At 50.1% G+C, this 15,802-nt stretch carries 15 protein-coding genes; 11 read left to right on the forward strand and 4 right to left on the reverse strand.

The window, feature by feature from the left end; genetic code table 11:
• The 5 genes from GPK83_RS04655 to GPK83_RS04675 all read left to right on the forward strand — a co-directional run bounded on the left by GPK83_RS04655 (position 1) and on the right by GPK83_RS04675 (position 7,449).
• Complete coding sequence (locus GPK83_RS04655; RefSeq protein WP_002569178.1) at positions 1 to 2,091, forward strand: DNA topoisomerase 3; 2,091 nt, start codon at positions 1 to 3, stop codon at positions 2,089 to 2,091.
• A gap of 212 nt (positions 2,092 to 2,303) precedes the next feature.
• Positions 2,304 to 5,921: a YodL domain-containing protein gene (locus GPK83_RS04660; RefSeq protein ID WP_004853550.1), complete on the forward strand. Its 3,618-nt coding sequence runs from the start codon at positions 2,304 to 2,306 to the stop codon at positions 5,919 to 5,921.
• A 3-nt stretch (positions 5,922 to 5,924) separates the two neighbouring features.
• Positions 5,925 to 6,878: a hypothetical protein gene (locus GPK83_RS04665; RefSeq protein WP_004853548.1), complete on the forward strand. Its 954-nt coding sequence runs from the start codon at positions 5,925 to 5,927 to the stop codon at positions 6,876 to 6,878.
• Between the two features lie 2 nt (positions 6,879 to 6,880).
• Positions 6,881 to 7,087 (forward strand): transposon-transfer assisting family protein, encoded by a 207-nt coding sequence (locus GPK83_RS04670; RefSeq protein WP_004853547.1) that lies wholly within the window; start codon positions 6,881 to 6,883, stop codon positions 7,085 to 7,087.
• Entirely contained in the window at positions 7,084 to 7,449 is a 366-nt protein-coding gene (locus GPK83_RS04675) for a cysteine-rich VLP domain-containing protein (protein WP_025489053.1), read from the forward strand. The genes GPK83_RS04670 and GPK83_RS04675 overlap by 4 nt, the downstream gene beginning before the upstream one ends.
• Before the next feature lie 177 nt (positions 7,450 to 7,626).
• Here the strand turns inward: GPK83_RS04675 and GPK83_RS04680 are convergent, their stop codons facing one another.
• From GPK83_RS04680 to GPK83_RS04695, 4 genes are all read right to left on the reverse strand, one after another.
• Positions 7,627 to 7,878, reverse strand: coding sequence for a helix-turn-helix domain-containing protein (locus GPK83_RS04680; protein ID WP_002569183.1), 252 nt, complete (start codon positions 7,876 to 7,878; stop codon positions 7,627 to 7,629).
• A 63-nt stretch (positions 7,879 to 7,941) separates the two neighbouring features.
• Positions 7,942 to 9,288: a relaxase/mobilization nuclease domain-containing protein gene (locus GPK83_RS04685; protein WP_002569184.1), complete on the reverse strand. Its 1,347-nt coding sequence runs from the start codon at positions 9,286 to 9,288 to the stop codon at positions 7,942 to 7,944.
• Positions 9,249 to 9,578, reverse strand: coding sequence for a plasmid mobilization relaxosome protein MobC (gene mobC, locus GPK83_RS04690; RefSeq protein WP_002569185.1), 330 nt, complete (start codon positions 9,576 to 9,578; stop codon positions 9,249 to 9,251). The genes GPK83_RS04685 and mobC overlap by 40 nt, the downstream gene beginning before the upstream one ends.
• Before the next feature lie 267 nt (positions 9,579 to 9,845).
• Complete coding sequence (locus GPK83_RS04695) at positions 9,846 to 10,199, reverse strand: helix-turn-helix transcriptional regulator (protein ID WP_002569186.1); 354 nt, start codon at positions 10,197 to 10,199, stop codon at positions 9,846 to 9,848.
• Positions 10,200 to 10,583: 384 nt separating this feature from the next.
• On the opposite strand from GPK83_RS04695, the gene GPK83_RS04700 reads away from it, so the two are divergent.
• From GPK83_RS04700 to GPK83_RS04725, 6 genes are all read left to right on the forward strand, one after another.
• A complete protein-coding gene (locus tag GPK83_RS04700) occupies positions 10,584 to 10,763 on the forward strand; it encodes a cysteine-rich KTR domain-containing protein (RefSeq protein WP_002588768.1) in 180 nt (59 codons plus the stop codon).
• Positions 10,764 to 10,786: 23 nt separating this feature from the next.
• Positions 10,787 to 11,776 carry a 23S rRNA (adenine(2503)-C(2))-methyltransferase RlmN gene (gene rlmN, locus GPK83_RS04705; RefSeq protein WP_002569187.1) on the forward strand — a complete coding sequence of 330 codons (990 nt, stop codon included), beginning with the start codon at positions 10,787 to 10,789 and terminating at the stop codon, positions 11,774 to 11,776.
• 537 nt (positions 11,777 to 12,313) lie between these two features.
• Positions 12,314 to 12,754 carry a sigma-70 family RNA polymerase sigma factor gene (locus GPK83_RS04710; protein WP_002569188.1) on the forward strand — a complete coding sequence of 147 codons (441 nt, stop codon included), beginning with the start codon at positions 12,314 to 12,316 and terminating at the stop codon, positions 12,752 to 12,754.
• The gene (locus GPK83_RS04715) at positions 12,735 to 12,995 is read left to right on the forward strand and encodes a helix-turn-helix domain-containing protein (RefSeq protein ID WP_002569189.1); all 261 of its coding nucleotides are present in this window, start codon (positions 12,735 to 12,737) and stop codon (positions 12,993 to 12,995) included. Before GPK83_RS04710 ends, GPK83_RS04715 begins: the two co-directional genes overlap by 20 nt.
• Before the next feature lie 417 nt (positions 12,996 to 13,412).
• Positions 13,413 to 13,640, forward strand: coding sequence for a transposon-encoded TnpW family protein (locus GPK83_RS04720; protein ID WP_004613661.1), 228 nt, complete (start codon positions 13,413 to 13,415; stop codon positions 13,638 to 13,640).
• Between the two features lie 100 nt (positions 13,641 to 13,740).
• Complete coding sequence (locus GPK83_RS04725; RefSeq protein WP_002569190.1) at positions 13,741 to 15,417, forward strand: recombinase family protein; 1,677 nt, start codon at positions 13,741 to 13,743, stop codon at positions 15,415 to 15,417.
• Positions 15,418 to 15,802 lie beyond the last annotated feature (385 nt).

A 15,802-nucleotide genomic window follows, 5' to 3' on the forward strand; every position in this document is an offset into this window, starting at 1 on the left:
ATGGCATTTAGACTTGTGATTGCAGAAAAGCCGAGCGTGGCGCAGACTATCGCCGCCGCGCTTGGCATTAAGGGGAAACAGGACGGGTATATCGAGGGCGGCGGCTACCTCATTTCATGGTGCGTCGGGCATTTGGTACAGCTTGCGGAAGCTGCCGCCTACGGGGAGCAATATAAAAAATGGAGTTTTGACAGCTTACCCATTCTGCCGGAGGAATGGCAGTACGCCGTTGACCCGGACAAGGGGAAGCAATTCAAAACCATTAAAGAGCTTATGCACCGCGCCGACGTTTCCGAAGTGGTAAATGCGTGTGACGCGGGGCGCGAGGGTGAATTGATTTTCCGCTTTGTCTACGAAGTGGCGGGCTGCAAGAAGCCCATGCGCCGCTTGTGGATTTCTTCAATGGAGGACGGGGCGATTAAGGCGGGCTTTGCTTCCCTCAAAGACGGGCGGGACTATGGCGCGCTCTTTGCGTCCGCCCTCTGCCGCGCAAAGGCTGACTGGCTTATCGGCATTAACGCCACCCGGCTTTTCTCCTGCCTGTATGGAAAGACCTTGAACGTGGGGCGCGTCCAGACCCCGACCTTAAAAATGCTCACCGACCGGGACGCGGCTATCTCCCATTTCCAGAAAGAAAAATATTATCATGTTCGCCTTGATTTATCCGGCGCGGACGCGGCAAGCGAAAGGATTTCGGACAAGGCAGAAGCCGACGCGCTGAAAGGGGCTTGCGAAGCGGGAAAGGCGGTATGCGTTTCCCTTACCAGAGAGAAGAAAACCGCAGCCCCGCCAAAGCTCTTTGACCTTACCTCTTTGCAGCGGGAAACGAACCGCATTTTCGGTTACACCGCAAAGCAGACCCTTGACCTTGCACAATCCCTTTATGAAAAGCGGCTCCTTACTTATCCGAGGACGGACAGCAGCTTTCTTACTGACGACATGGGCGGCACCGCAGCGGACATTATCGCGCTGCTTTGCGAAAAGCTCCCCTTTATGGCGGGCGCGGACTTCACGCCGGAGATTGCAAAGGTATTAGACAGCAAGAAAGTATCAGACCACCACGCAATCATTCCCACTATGGAGCTTGCAAAGGCTGACCCGGACGCGCTGCCGGAAAGCGAGAAGAATATCCTTACCCTTGCGGGGGCGCGTCTGCTTTTTGCCACCGCCGAGCCGCATATTTATGAAGCGGTTACGGCGGTTTTCTCATGCGCCGGGACAGACTTCACCGCAAGGGGAAAGACCGTACTTGCGGAGGGTTGGAAAGAGCTTGAACGCAGATACCGGGCGACGCTGAAAGATAAGCCCGAAGCAGAGGACGGGGAAAATGAGGGCGTGACGCTGCCGGAGCTTTCCGAGGGACAGAACTTTCCTAACCCCGCCGCAAAAGTAACGGAGCATACCACAACGCCGCCGAAGCCCCACAGCGAAGCGTCGCTTCTCTCTGCTATGGAGCGAGCCGGGAACGGGGACACCGACCCGGACGCGGAACGCCGGGGGCTTGGCACTCCCGCCACCCGCGCCGCCGTCATTGAAAAACTGGTAAAGGGCGGCTTTGCAGAGCGCAAGGGGAAGCAGCTTATCCCCACGCAGAACGGAGCCGCCCTTATATCAGTCTTGCCGGATATGCTCACTTCCCCGCAGCTTACCGCAGAATGGGAAAACAATCTGACGCAGATAGCAAAGGGAGCCGCAGACCCCGGCGAATTTCTGTCCGGCATTGAAGCTATGGCGCGGGAGCTTGTGCAGACACACGCCGCAGCACTGGACGGGAAAAAGGATTTGTTCCGGGAGGAAAAGCCCTCTGTCGGCAAATGCCCCCGTTGCGGTTCCCCCGTCCATGAGGGGAAGAAAAACTATTATTGCAGCAACAAAGAATGTGCCTTTGTCATGTGGAAGAATGACCGCTTTTTCGAGGAACGCAAGACCGCTTTTTCCGCGAAGATTGCCGCCGCGCTCCTTAAATCCGGCAAAGTGAATGTGAAGAAGCTCTATTCCCCGAAAACAGGCAAGACCTATGACGGAACTATCGTTCTGGCTGACACTGGCGGGAAATACGTCAACTACCGTATCGAAGTACAGAAGAACTAAAAACTTGAATAGCAAGCATAGGAAGCGGGTACCCACTTCCGTAAATCCCTGTCCTGCCGCTGACGCGCCGGACGGGGATTTTGCTTGTTGGGAAGTTTCCCAAACCCTCTAAAAAAATGAAAAAATTGTTGGCATAACGCACAGCCCACCGTAGTACGGGGCGAACCCCAAAAGCGCGGCGGTGCGCCGCCATTTCAGAAAGGAGCGAATGAATGGAAAAGAAAAAAGGTTACTCCATGTTTGAGCGTGACAAGTTAGACCCGGCTGACAGTATGCGGATAGAGCGAAATATTTATTTTGAGGAACAGACCGCTGACCTTTCCGGGCTTACCGCCCTGCCCTTAGAACAGTTACAGGCATTGCGGGAAGAATACGCGGCGGCTGAACAGGCAGCTTTTGAAGCCTTGCAAGAACAGGCGGCGGCATGGGACGAACAGGCGGGAAAGACCCTTGCCATTGACAAAGCCATTGAGTATGTGAGGACACCCGAAGCTACGCATACCGCGAACCAGTGGGAAGCTACGGACTACGGGAAGCACATCAGCAACCGCGTCTACCAAATGCGCTACCACATATCCGAGAATACCCGGTATGACAGGGAAAAAGAGAAATCCATTCCCTATTCGTGGACGCTTTCATGGAGTATTTACACCAACAGCCCCCACAATTACGGACAGGCAAAAATCGCCGGACAGGAAAGGAAAGTCTTTGCAGACAAGGCAGCTATGGAAAAATATCTGAATGGGCGTATCAAAGCCTATCAGCATTTATTCACCGAGGTATCGCCGCCTATCCCGCCAGAGTATGCAGAGCATTTCAAAGTAAACGGGCAGCTTTTACCGGGCTATGCTATCGAGGGCGAGGAACGGGCGCAGCCTACCGCTGAAAAAGCAGCCCCCACCACAGCAGAGCCGCCACAGGACACCGAACAGAGAAAGGAGCGTGAAACCATAAACGAGCAGTTTTCAATTCTTATCGACAGCCGCAGCCGCTTTGAAACAGGCAAACCGGGCGGCGTGTGGCTTCCCATGCCGACCACAACAGAGCAGCTTCATGCGGCTATGGAAAGCGTCGGCATTACCGCAGACAATCCGCAGGATTTTTTCATCAACGGGTATTCTTCTACGGAGGACTGCCCCTTTGACTTGCCGCTTTCCGTTATCCAAAGCGCAAGCATGGACGAGCTGAATTATTTTGGAAAACTTCTGGAAATGCAGAGTGACGGGGACAAGGATAAATTTGCGGCGGCGGTTACACATGGCGAGTATGCCGGAAGCATGAAAGACCTTATCAACCTTGCACAAAACCTTGACTGTTACTGGCTCTATCCCACTGTCCGCAGCGAAGAAGATTACGGTTATTATCTTATCGACGAACTGGACGAGCTGGAGCTTCCCGAAGAAGCAAAGAAATATTTCAAGTATGAAGAATACGGGCGGGACGCAGTTAGCAAGGATAAGGGGCAGTTTACCGAACAGGGCTATATCTATAACAATCAGAACACCTTTACCGAATGGTATCGGGGAACGGAAAACGAGATACCCAAAGAATACCGCGTTATGAGCTTCCCACAGCCGGAACGCGGCGGACAGGACAAGACCTTTATGGACGCAGCCGCCACAGAGCAGACCGCCCGAACCGCCGCAGAGCAGCCACAGGAGCCGCGCCCGGTTATCCCTATCGTGCTGACGAGCGAGAAGCCCGCCGAGAAATTAAAAGAGATTACCGACCGTCTGGAACAGGGTATTGCGGAACTCTTTGACAGCGAGCGTTACAAGGAATATCTGAAAGTCATGTCAAAATTCCATAATTACAGCTTCCGAAACACCGTCCTTATCGCCATGCAGAAGCCGGACGCTTCCCTTGTGGCGGGCTTTTCCGCTTGGAAGAACAACTTTGAGCGAAACGTGATGAAAGGGCAAAAGGGAATTAAAATCATTGCCCCGTCGCCCTATAAAATCAAACAGGAAATGCAGAAAATCGACCCGCACACGCAGAAGCCCATAATCGGCAAGGACGGGAAGCCCGTCACCGAGGAAAAGGAAGTCACCATACCCGCCTACAAGGTGGTATCCGTCTTTGACGTTTCCCAGACCGAGGGAAAGGAGCTGCCGGACATTGCCATTGACGAGCTGCCGGGCGACGTTGACCGCTACAAGGATTTTTTCGCAGCCCTTGAAAAGACTTCCCCCGTTCCTATCGCCTTTGAGAATATCGAGGGCGGCTCTCATGGCTACTACCACTTGGAGGACAAGCGCATTGCTATCAACGAGGGCATGAGCGAATTGCAGACCTTAAAGACCGCCATTCACGAAATCGCCCATGCGAAGCTGCACGACATTGACCTCAACGCGCCAAAGGACGAGCAGCAGCCCCACATTGACCGCCGCACCCGCGAAGTCGAAGCGGAAAGCGTCGCCTATACCGTCTGCCAACATTACGGGCTTGACACGTCGGACTACTCTTTCGGCTATGTCGCCGGGTGGAGTAGCGGGCGGGAATTGTCCGAGCTGAAAAGCTCCCTTGAAACGATACGCAGCGCAGCCGCCGAGATTATCAATTCAATAGACGAAAATCTTGCGGAGCTGCAAAAGGCACAGGACAAGGAGCAGACCGCCGGACAGGAGCAGCCCACCAGAGAGGAACAGGCAGCCCCGCCGGAGCAGCCGCAGCCGGAAGCCCCGGCAAAGGCAGATACAGCCGGGAAAGAGAAGCCGGAAGCAGCCGCACCGGGAAAATCCGGCGCACAGGAAAAGGCGGGTGCAGCCCCGAAAGAAGCCTTTACCCCGGAAACGATTTACAAGGTGCGCCGGAACCCTTACAGCGACAGCCGGGAAAACAGCTACCTCTTGCAAGCCTATGTGACACAGGAGAACGGGCGGGCGAAAATGGGCGACGTGCTTTATACGGGAACGCCGGAGAAATGCCGCGAGCTTATGGGGCAGCTCAAAAGCGGCGAGCTGACCGAGGGCGACGTAAAGCAGCTTTACGCAAAGGCACAGGAAACGGCGCAGACCGCCGGACAGGACAAAGACACCTTTTCCATTTACCAGATAAAAGGCGGGGACGAAACAAGGGATTTCCGCTTTGAGCCTTACGACCGCCTGCAGGCGGCGGGGAATGTGGTTGACAGGGCGAACTATGAGCTTGTCTATTCCGCGCCCCTTGCGCCGGAAACTTCCCTTGAAGATATTTACACCCGTTTCAATATCGACCACCCCAAAGATTTTAAGGGACACAGCCTTTCCGTTTCGGACGTGGTAGTGCTTCATCAGGACGGACAGGACGCGGCGCATTTCGTTGACAGTGTAGGTTTCCGGGAAGTGCCGGAGTTTTTACAGGAGCAGAAGCAGCTTACCCCGGACGACTTGGAAACGGGCGAAACTGTCAAAACACCGAGAGGGACTTTCCATGTAACCGCCATGAGCCGGGAGCAGATAGAAGCCGCCGGATATGGCTTTCACCACCAGTCGGACGACGGAAAGTATCTGATTATGGGGAATGGGACGCGGGCGTTTGCCGTTGCCGCAGAACAGGCGCAGCGGGACAATCCCTTGAAAACCGCCGAGCAGACCACAGAGCAGAACGGGAACATGATTGACGGTATCATCAACAACACCCCCACCGTTGACGAACTGGAAGCAAAGGTAAAGGCGGGCGAGCAGATTTCCCTTGTTGACCTGGCTAACGCTGTCAAAGCCGACAAGGAGCGCGGCAAGGGAGCGAAGCCGGAAAAGAAGCCCTCTATCCGGGCGCAGCTTAGAGCCGACAAGGAAAAGGCACAGAAGAAAAACGCAAAGCAGAAGTCACAGGACTTGGAAAGGAGCTGACCCATGCCGGAACAGAGCAAATTTGAAAACGTGGATTTGTTCGCTTCCCTTGAAGCGATTATGAAGCAGAACACAGGCTTTTACCAGAGCGACTTAGACATTGACAAAGAGATTATCGCAAAGGCGGCGGCAAGCCCCCACAGGGAGGACAAGACCCTTTTGTGGTTCTGCCGCCCGTCCGGGACGCACTGTTTCCGGGAGCGCGACGTTTTCCTCAAAGACACCGCGCCCCACAACACATGGCGTTTCTACATGGAGCAGACAAGCGACCGCGTTCTTGCCTATGCAATCGAGCTGACGGGAAAGGAGCGCGGGAAAATCAAGGGCAATCTGTACGAACTGGACTACTCTAAACATTATGAGCGCGTCAAGGAAAAGGAGCTGCCCGCCGATACGGTGAAGCTGATTTATGAGCGAGGGGAAAGGGAGATACCCGCCGGACGGTTCTTCAACGGCAACCCAGACCCGCAGCTTGGGAAGTTTGAACGCTTTGAAGCCCTACCCAACGACCCGGACGCGCTGCAATCGCTCTTACAGGAAGAACGGCGCAGCCGGGAGCAGCTTTCACCGGGGGACTTCAAGGCGCATATCACAGCCTTGCGGGACGGGCTGATTGAAACGGAAGCGCGGCGCATTGTGCGGGAAATGAAGCGGCATTACGAGCCGAACAGCCCGAACAAGACCCATTTCATGGCAGAGCTTTCCCCGGCGTTCATGCGGCTTGCAGCCACAAAGGACACTGACCGCCTTTTCTCCATGCTGCCCTACAAGACACTTTCCTTTTCCAAAATCGAGGGCAGACATGGGATGTATGCGCTGATTGACAAGGGGGAGAACCGGGACAGGGAGATAAGGAAGCCCCGCCCCTCTATCCGGGCGCAGATTAAAACGGACAAAGCAAAGACCGCCCCGAAAAAGGCGGCGGCGAAAACAAAAAATCACGATTTGGAGGTGTGAACATGACAAAACTGACCGTAGAGGAAACAAACCTTTTGAGCATTTACAAGACCGGGAGCCGACAGGGGCTTATCGTCGCCATGAACGCCGCGCTGCCCTTTATGGACGGGGAAATGCGGGACTTTGCAGCCCGTACCCTTGCCAAAGTGGAGCGCATGGGCGAAGCGGAGTTTGCGGTGCTTCCCATTTACGCCGCTGATGAAGCATGAGTGGGATTAAGCGGCTGACACCGCCCCAGAGCCGGAAAGTAAATGCGCTTGTGCGCCGGACGTGCTGCAACTGCGATAACGGGAACTGTATCTTACTGGACGACGGGGACGAGTGCGTATGTCCGCAGCTCATTTCCTATTCGCTTCTCTGCAAGTGGTTCCGGGTTGCGGTGCTTCCCGCCGACAAGCTGCTCTATGCGGAGCTTTACCAGACCGGGGACAGGAAGAAGTGTACCGAGTGCGGCGCGTTCTTTGCGTCAAGCTCTAACAGCGTCAAATACTGCCCCGACTGCCGGAAACGTATCACTCGCAGGCAGGCCGCCGAGCGCATGAGGAAAAGACGCGCCCCTGTTACGCAGTAGGCGCGGAAAATCCCTTGATTTACAGGGCTTTCCGGGCGTGAAAATCGGATAGGCGATACTTTATACCTTTACCCCCGAAAATGGCGTTCTACTGCGTAACATTCACGAAAACAGCACCCATAAAAAGACAGGGCGCGGAAGTCATATACTGGCTTCCGCGCCCTGTTCTTTTTTTGCCTATCTGACATTTCCCTTTTCCATTTCTTCAAGCGGGAACTGCGGGAGGGCTTCTATCAGCTTCTTTGTGATAGACTGGCGCATATCTTCGTTGATTTCCTGTTTCGTGCTTCCGTCTGGCTGTCTGACCGCTACCGTCGATAGCCTGTCGATTTCGTCCTTGTAGCAATCCACGACTTTCTCCACCGCCCATTTCTCCCCGGCAACGGCGGCGCGTATGGTTTCATATTCCGGCATTTTCTGGTTTTCCATGCTCAACGCTCCTCTGCTTTTTGATAGCCCTATCATAGCACAGCGGCGGGGATTTTGCTATCCTTATCCGCGTTCTGTTTCCTTTTCCCGTTCCGGCTGTCTGTCTGCCTGTAAAATGCTGTCAATGTTCTGCTTGATAATATCATATTCCCGGACTTTCTTTTTCAATTTTCCATAGTCGGCGTAAAGGGCTTCTTTCTGCGCTTGGAGGGCTTCATACTCCGATTGCAGCGCGGCGAGGTTCGGGAGCTTCGCAATGCCCGCCGCTTTCAGTGACCTTACGGCGGCTTCATGGAGGATAATTGCCTGTTCCTGTCCGGCGCGGTACTTCTCCCTGTTCCTTGCCTTGCGGTATGCGTCATAGACAGGCTTTGTCTTTTGATAGGTGGAAACATTCTTGATAAGCACCGCCATTTCCGCAAGCCGCTTTTCGGCGTTCTTCAATGCGTCTGCCGCCTGTCCGCTTTCCGCTGCCATTTCCTCAATCCGGCTGACTAAATCCGCGTACTGCTCAATCTTATGTTCCGTCAAGAAATTCATTGTTTTAGCTGCCTGTTTCAGATTGTGGATTTTCGCCCACTGTTCATAGCCCTTACTCTGCGCTGCCTTGATACTGTTCTCAATGTCGATAAGCAGCGACACGCCGCGCTGCTCTCTGGGAGCTTTCGCCACCTTTGTCCGTCTGCCCGCTATCCGTTCCCTTACGGCTTCCTCTGTATAGTCTGCGCCGAGGGTTTTAAGGCGGGTGAAGCGTTCCTGTCCGGGGGCGCGGCATGATACATATTTCCCCGGCTTTATCTCATAGCCCGCCGCCTGTAACCGCGTTAGCAATTCCTCAAAACTGGAAACTTGGGGGATAAGCGCGTCAACAGTGGTTTTCAGCTTGCCTTTCCAACTTGTACCCGTCTTTTCTGCCTGGTACTCCGCATAGCTCTTTCCCTTGCTGCCCTTGCCGGGGACGACAACGGACAAGCCATTTTCCCGGCACAGCTTGTCGCTCATGTTCCGTATGCCGTAATAGCTCCTTTTGTTGGAATTGTATTTATGGTGGTCTACAAAGTTCACCGCGCAAAAAATGATATGGTTATGGACGTGTCCTTTGTCAATGTGCGTCGTGAGTACATACTCATGCTGCCCCTTTGTTACCGCGTCGGCAAGCTGCTTTCCGATTTCATGGGCTTTCTGATAATCGACTTCCCCCGGCTCAAAGGACTGTATCAGATGAAAGGCTAAATTGTTCCCCTTTTGGAGTGCTTGCGACAGGGTATATTCAAACTCAATATCTGCCGTTTCATAGGAGCAACCGAAAGAGGACACAAGCATTTTCCCGTCCGTCTTGTCCGGGTTTTCGATATAGTCAAGGGCTTTGCTTAGAGTGCTTTTAATAGGCTTAATCTTTGTAACCGCCATATCTCCGCAAGCACCCCCTTTATTTCCTCTATGTCCTCTTGGTATGCGTTCCCCGTCGCGTTTACGCGGCGTGCTATCTGGTTGACGTTGACACCGATTTTCTGTATCTCTGCGGTCATAGCCTTTATATCGGCGTGGTCTATCTGAATGATATACCCGTCAATGGCAATCTTCCGCAGATACGCCGCCATGTTCCGGGTGGGTACGAGCTTCATTTTTTCCAGTATTAAATCCCGTTCCGCTTCCGTCACTCTGAATTTGATTTGCACTGTCCTTTTGCGTCCGTCCATGTGTTCGCTCCTTTCCTTTCCGTTCCGAGGGTTTGGGACACTTCCCAACAAGCAATTTTCAACCGACGCGCCGCAGCGCGGGAGGGCGAAAATACGGAAGTGGTACCCGCTTCCTATGCTTGCTACGAATGTTTTTATCCTTTAGGCTCTTATCACCTACTACGGAGAAAAAGCGATTTTGCCAAACTTACGCAAAAGAAAAACGCTGCAACCTCAAAAAAGATTACAACGCTTTCTAAATCCTGTTCAGTTTTAAGTCGGACATTCCTATTCGCCCTCTTTTTCGACTTCGGAAATCTCCTTTGCCGTTGCGGTTACAATCCGTATGCCTGTATCGCTCATACCGTCAAGAAGCGCGTCAAGCTGCCGCCGCTGCGTGTTCTTCTCCGGCGGCGTTTCTAAAAGGAATTGGTCTACGGATATATGGTAACGCTGTATCAGCTCAAAGAATATCTGTAAACTTGGGTGCTGCCCCTTGTTCTCAATGTTCGCAAGGTAGCGCGGCGAGATAAACATTTCGTCGCCTACTTTCTTGCGGCTCTCCTTGCATCCCTCACGCGCTGCCTTTATCGCTGCCCCAAAAGCCTTAAAGTCGTATCGTGGTACTGGTCTTTTTGCCATAGTTATTCACCCTATTACATTTTACTGTTCCCCTTTCTTCTTGGATATGTCTACGTAGTTCTATCAGTTAGCCAAAATAATTCATATATATATATGTTGACAACAAGCTGCTTTTGTATATAATATTATATAAAAGGGGGGGAATGTTTATGTTACATAGCATGCGTATTCGATAAGCATTGAAATCAAAAAAGATTTTTCCCATTTTCAATATGGGCTTTTTTGTCATGCTTATTTTGCGTATGCTATACAACAAAACTAACGACGTATAGACATAGTATAAAAACTATGCCTTAATTTTGTTGTAGTATTATATGTATAAATGCAGGTCAATGCTCATGTTGAGAATTGACCTGCATTTTTTTGCGCAAAAGGAGAAATATTATGCTTGAAAAATATTGGATAAAATGTCCAATTTGTAACGGAAAGACGAGGGTTCAAGTATTTTATAATACGGTATTAAGAAATTTTCCTCTTTTCTGCCCTAAATGTAAATTAACGCATATCGTTGATGTTGAAAAACTAGAAATCATAATCAAAAACTCTGAAAAACAAACTTTTTAATTTTGAAAAGGAAGGATATTTAAATGAAACACTTACCTAAAAGTACACCTACGGAAATATTGAATGACCCATACGGATTTACTTACAAAGAAATGTCGGAAGTAATTGGAGAGGATAAAGCAAGAGCCTTATATACGGAATTGTATAAACAGCCATTTCACAAAGAAAATCTATCAATATCAACAAAAAAAGTCTATAAAAGTAGCGATACTGAAAAGTATGTTTATGAATTGAAAGATAACAGGTATATTGAAACGGTTTTTATTAAACGGCGAGATGGTGGGACTGTTTGCGTAAGTACGCAAGTTGGTTGTTCTGTTGGCTGTATTTTTTGTGAGTCCGGACGCAATGGTTTTGTTCGTAATCTAACACCGTCTGAAATTGTGCAGCAGGTTGTATTGATACGTCAAAAAGTAAATCGTATCGTTTTTATGGGAATGGGAGAACCTTTATTCAATTACGACAACTTGATTGCAGCAATCCATATTCTTCGAGATAGAAATGGACTTAACTTTCCAACCGACGGCATTACCGTATCAACAGTTGGTCCAGTTAATCAATTAAAAAAATTGCGCGAAGAACATCTAAAAATTCAGTTGACAATATCTTTACATGCAGCAACACAGGCTGCGAGAAACTGTATCATTCCTCATATGCACATGTACGCTATTGAAGATGTTGTTAAGCAAGCATTGTCCTATTCTCAAAGGCATAATCGAAAAGTGGTATTTGCGTATTTGCTTTTACCAGGTATAAATGACCGTTCCTCAGATATAAGGCAACTTGCAAAATGGTTTAAGGGCAAAAATGTTATGATTAACGTGCTGCAATACAACCCGACGAGTAATTCAAAAATTAGAGCACCACAAAAACAAGAAATGGTTGCGTTCAAACATCAATTAGAGCAAACAGGACTTGAAGTTACCATGAGAGTTTCTCATGGTAGAGAGATTAAAGCAGCTTGTGGACAGTTAGCTAATACATATAATAAAGCCAAAAAACAACAGAAATAATTTAATTAAAAGAGCCAGACGCACAGACGCAGAGCCGATAATATGCAGTTTGAAATACTGCTGTTATCGGCTCTTTTTTGATTTTAATTTGTGCCCCTAATAACCATATTGGAGCAAAATCAGAACTGTTGCTTGTCGTTCTTTGATTTCCGCAGTAGCTTTGAAAAATCAAAGCCGCCGTTTCTTTTTATCTTCTAATGAAATGACGCGGTATCACTGTTGAAATCGGCGGCTAAAGGAGGTAGCCGCCATGAAGCAAAAAGCATATCGACAAAATCCGACAGTTATTGACTTATCAAAAAAAGCCCGCCCACCACCGGGGGAAACTACGCTTATATATATGAACTGTCTAATCATCTGGATACTGCTTACAATGCCTATGCGCCCGTCCGGGCTTTTCGGACGGGCGCATTTTGTACGTTCAAAAAATTTTTGAAGAAATTTCAAAAAATCTTCGGCGTTTTTGAAAAACGCCGTATTGCCCCGCGAAAAGGGGGGAAGCACCACCAACTTTCCAACGAGAAAGGAGGTGAGAATGTGGAACCTAATAGCAGGGAGTTTTACAAACAGTGTGCTTTTCAGAAGTTTTGTAATACGGTATTGCACAATGAAGCTTGCGACACCCATAGAGAACTTCGCAGACACAAGGCAAAGGAAGTGACCTTTTCCGACATGACCTTAGACGAAGCGCGGCAGCTTCATACGTTTGATGAATATTTCAAACGTGAAGCCGCCGAAACCGTCTTTGAGAAAGCCGGGAAGAAAATCACGCCAAAGCTGCTTCTTGAAGCAATCCGTACTTTGCCGGAAGAAAAGCGCAAAGCCATATTGCTGTATTACTTCGAGGGAATGAACGATACCGAGATTGCGGAGCTGTTCAACACGTCGAGAAGCACGATACAGTACAGGCGGACAAGCTCTTTTGAGAAATTAAGAAAATATCTGGAGGAAAATGCTGATGAATGGGACGAATGGTAACGAACCCGGCTACCCGGAAAATGCCCTTGTTCCTTATCCTGTCATTGTGGCAGCGACAAAGGGCGACCCGGACGCCATGAAGATTGTCTTGCAGCATTTCAGCGGCTACATAGCCCGCCTCTCCATGCGGAAGCTGTACGACGAGCGCGGGAACGTCTATTTTGGCGTAGACCACGACATTCGGGAACGGCTGCAAGCAAAACTGATGATGGCTGTCCTCACCTTTAAGGCAGAGGAATAAACCGCAGCGGCGGCGGGACGCTTTCTCTCTCCCCCTTTTCCGTTCCGCTGCTGACGCGGCAGCAAAGCCATTCTGAACCTTGACAAAGAAAGCGGCGCAAGATAACGGCGGCGCAGCATAGGGCAAATCGGATACGTTCCTTTTGCGCCGAGCCATACGGCGGGTGCGCCATGACGCTATCCGGGTGAGGTTATCCCCGCCCGGACAGCCGAGCGACCAACACCGCGCCGGAAAGCAAGTGTAGCGGCTTGCGGGCGACGACACGCAGAATATACAATGATACTTCCTTACAGCCACAGTCCGAGCGTTAAGAGCGTCGCAGGCAATGGGTAGGGCGGCATGAGAACCATGCCGGGGTGAAATTCCCATGAGGTTATGCTAATAACCGTCCGATTAAAGCCTTTGTTTTATTGAATAGTGGACTTGCTGCTATTCATAGACTATATTATATGTTTGCGAAAGAAAGGGGGATTTTCTTTGACGCAAAACCAAACGCCCGTTACCACAACGGAGCATAAAATAGGAAAAGTTACTTACCTTGTATGTTCGTCCGCAAGTGAACGCGCAACGGACACACTGGATAAAAAGATAAAAAAACTCATTCGCAAAGACATGGAACTGAACCCCGCAAACGCCCGGAAATAGGGCGTTTCTTCACATTTTATACATGACACAGGCAGCGGTATGTGGTATAATATAGACAGTACAAATACCATGCTTGTCTGTCGTCGGAAAGGAGGACAAAATGTTACAGACAGACAAGATTACCGCTTTATATTGCAGATTGAGCCAGGAAGATATGCAAGCCGGGGAAAGCGAGAGCATACAGAACCAAAAACTGATTTTACAAAAGTATGCTGACGAACACCACTTTTTCAACACGCGCTTTTTCGTAGACGACGGATTTTCCGGCGTGAGCTTTGAGCGTGAGGGGCTTCAAGCCATGCTGCATGAGGTTGAAGCCGGGAACGTGGCGACCGTCATAACAAAAGACCTTTCCCGTCTGGGACGTAATTATCTGAAAACCGGGGAGCTGATAGAGATTGTCTTTCCCGAATATGAAGTGCGCTACATTGCCATTAACGACGGTGTAGACACAGCAAGGGAAGATAACGAGTTTACCCCTCTGCGGAACTGGTTCAACGAGTTTTACGCCCGCGACACCTCAAAGAAAATCCGGGCTGTCAAACAGGCAAAGGCGCAGAAAGGCGAGCGCGTCAACGGCGAAGCTCCTTACGGCTACCTTATCGACCCGGATAACCGCAATCATCTGATACCCGACCCGGAAACGGCGCACGTCGTAAAACAGATTTTTGCAATGTATGTACGGGGCGACCGTATGTGTGAAATCCAGAACTGGCTGCGGGACAATGAAATACTGACCGTCGGGGAACTGCGCTACCGCAGGACAGGGAGCAAACGCCACCCCCGCCCACAGCTCAACGCATGGTACAACTGGCCGGATAAGACGCTGTACGACATTCTGACAAGGAAAGAATATTTAGGGCATACCATAACCGGGAAAACCTACAAGGTATCTTATAAGTCGAAAAAGACGAAAAAGAACCCGGAGGAAAAAAGGTATTTCTTCCCCAACACTCACGAACCTTTGATTGATGAAGAAACCTTTGAACTTGCACAGAAGCGGATTGCCACCCGGCAACGCCCGACAAAGGTTGATGAAATTGACCTGTTTTCCGGGCTGCTCTTTTGCGGGGACTGCGGCTACAAAATGTATGCAGTACGCGGAGCCGGGACGCTTGAACGGAAACACGCCTACACTTGCGGCAACTACCGCAACCGGGCAAGAAATGATATGCTCTGCACTACGCATTATATCCGCAAAAGCGTATTGAAAGAACTTGTCCTTGCAGACTTGCAGCGAGTAACGTCTTATGTGAAAGAGCATGAACAGGAGTTTATCGAAACAGCCAACGAGTGCAGCGCAAAGGCAGTACAAAAGACGCTGACACAGCAGCGGAAAGAGCTTGACAAGGCGCAGAACCGTATTAACGAGCTGAACATCTTATTCCGCAAGCTCTACGAGGACAACGCTTTAGGGAAACTTTCAGATGAACAATTTGCTTTTCTGACTTCCGGCTATGATGAAGAAAAAAAGACGCTGACCCGGAGGATTGCGGAGCTGTCACAGGAAATCGACAACGCCACCGAGCGCAGCGCGGACGTAAAAAGGTTTGTCGCACTGGTACGCAGATACACAGCGATTGAAGAACTGACCTACGAAAACGTCCATGAATTTATTGACCGTATTCTTATTCACGAACTGGATAAGGAAACGAACACCCGCAAAATCGAAATCTTTTATAGCTTTGTCGGCAGAGTTGATACAGGTGACAAGCCTACCGAAAGTATCTCCTATTTCAGACAGATAGGAGCCGACGTAAAGAGTTATGCTATCTAACATACATCAAAAAGAGGTAAGATAACACCCTCTGCAAAAAAGGTATCGTTATCTTACCTCAACAAAGTTCGTTCCTGAATATCCATCATCACTGAAATGCTGAATATTATCAAATCCATGCTGTACTGCATAATCTTCCAGATACTTCTTCTGCAAGGACGATGCAAACCGCGCCATCAAAGTGGTGCACGATAAGTTCTTCGGCAACGAGGACTGACCGATCGGTCTTTCCTTTTTTGAAGCAGCGTGTTATACTATGGAAAATAGTGTAACGCGCTGCTTTTTTCAGCAGGCAGAAGGAGTTAGAAACGATGATTTATCACTGCGAGGATCACACCTGTAATTATTGGGATGAAGGCGAAAAGCTGCCGGAGCGCTGTCCGCA

Origin of the sequence: Clostridium sp. MCC328 (genome assembly GCF_018785465.1) — a bacterium.
Classification (GTDB): domain Bacteria; phylum Bacillota; class Clostridia; order Lachnospirales; family Lachnospiraceae; genus Pilosibacter; species Pilosibacter fragilis.

Coding starts and splice junctions, on each gene's coding strand:
- GPK83_RS04660 (WP_004853550.1), top strand. CDS start 2,304: ATGGAAAAGAAAAAAGGTTACTCCATGTTTGAGCGTGACAAGTTAGAC.
- GPK83_RS04655 (WP_002569178.1), top strand. CDS start 1: ATGGCATTTAGACTTGTGATTGCAGAAAAGCCGAGCGTGGCGCAGACT.
- GPK83_RS04670 (WP_004853547.1), top strand. CDS start 6,881: ATGACAAAACTGACCGTAGAGGAAACAAACCTTTTGAGCATTTACAAG.
- GPK83_RS04700 (WP_002588768.1), top strand. CDS start 10,584: ATGCTTGAAAAATATTGGATAAAATGTCCAATTTGTAACGGAAAGACG.
- GPK83_RS04680 (WP_002569183.1), bottom strand. CDS start 7,878: ATGGAAAACCAGAAAATGCCGGAATATGAAACCATACGCGCCGCCGTT.
- GPK83_RS04685 (WP_002569184.1), bottom strand. CDS start 9,288: ATGGCGGTTACAAAGATTAAGCCTATTAAAAGCACTCTAAGCAAAGCC.
- GPK83_RS04665 (WP_004853548.1), top strand. CDS start 5,925: ATGCCGGAACAGAGCAAATTTGAAAACGTGGATTTGTTCGCTTCCCTT.
- mobC (WP_002569185.1), bottom strand. CDS start 9,578: ATGGACGGACGCAAAAGGACAGTGCAAATCAAATTCAGAGTGACGGAA.
- GPK83_RS04695 (WP_002569186.1), bottom strand. CDS start 10,199: ATGGCAAAAAGACCAGTACCACGATACGACTTTAAGGCTTTTGGGGCA.
- rlmN (WP_002569187.1), top strand. CDS start 10,787: ATGAAACACTTACCTAAAAGTACACCTACGGAAATATTGAATGACCCA.
- GPK83_RS04715 (WP_002569189.1), top strand. CDS start 12,735: ATGAATGGGACGAATGGTAACGAACCCGGCTACCCGGAAAATGCCCTT.
- GPK83_RS04725 (WP_002569190.1), top strand. CDS start 13,741: ATGTTACAGACAGACAAGATTACCGCTTTATATTGCAGATTGAGCCAG.
- GPK83_RS04675 (WP_025489053.1), top strand. CDS start 7,084: ATGAGTGGGATTAAGCGGCTGACACCGCCCCAGAGCCGGAAAGTAAAT.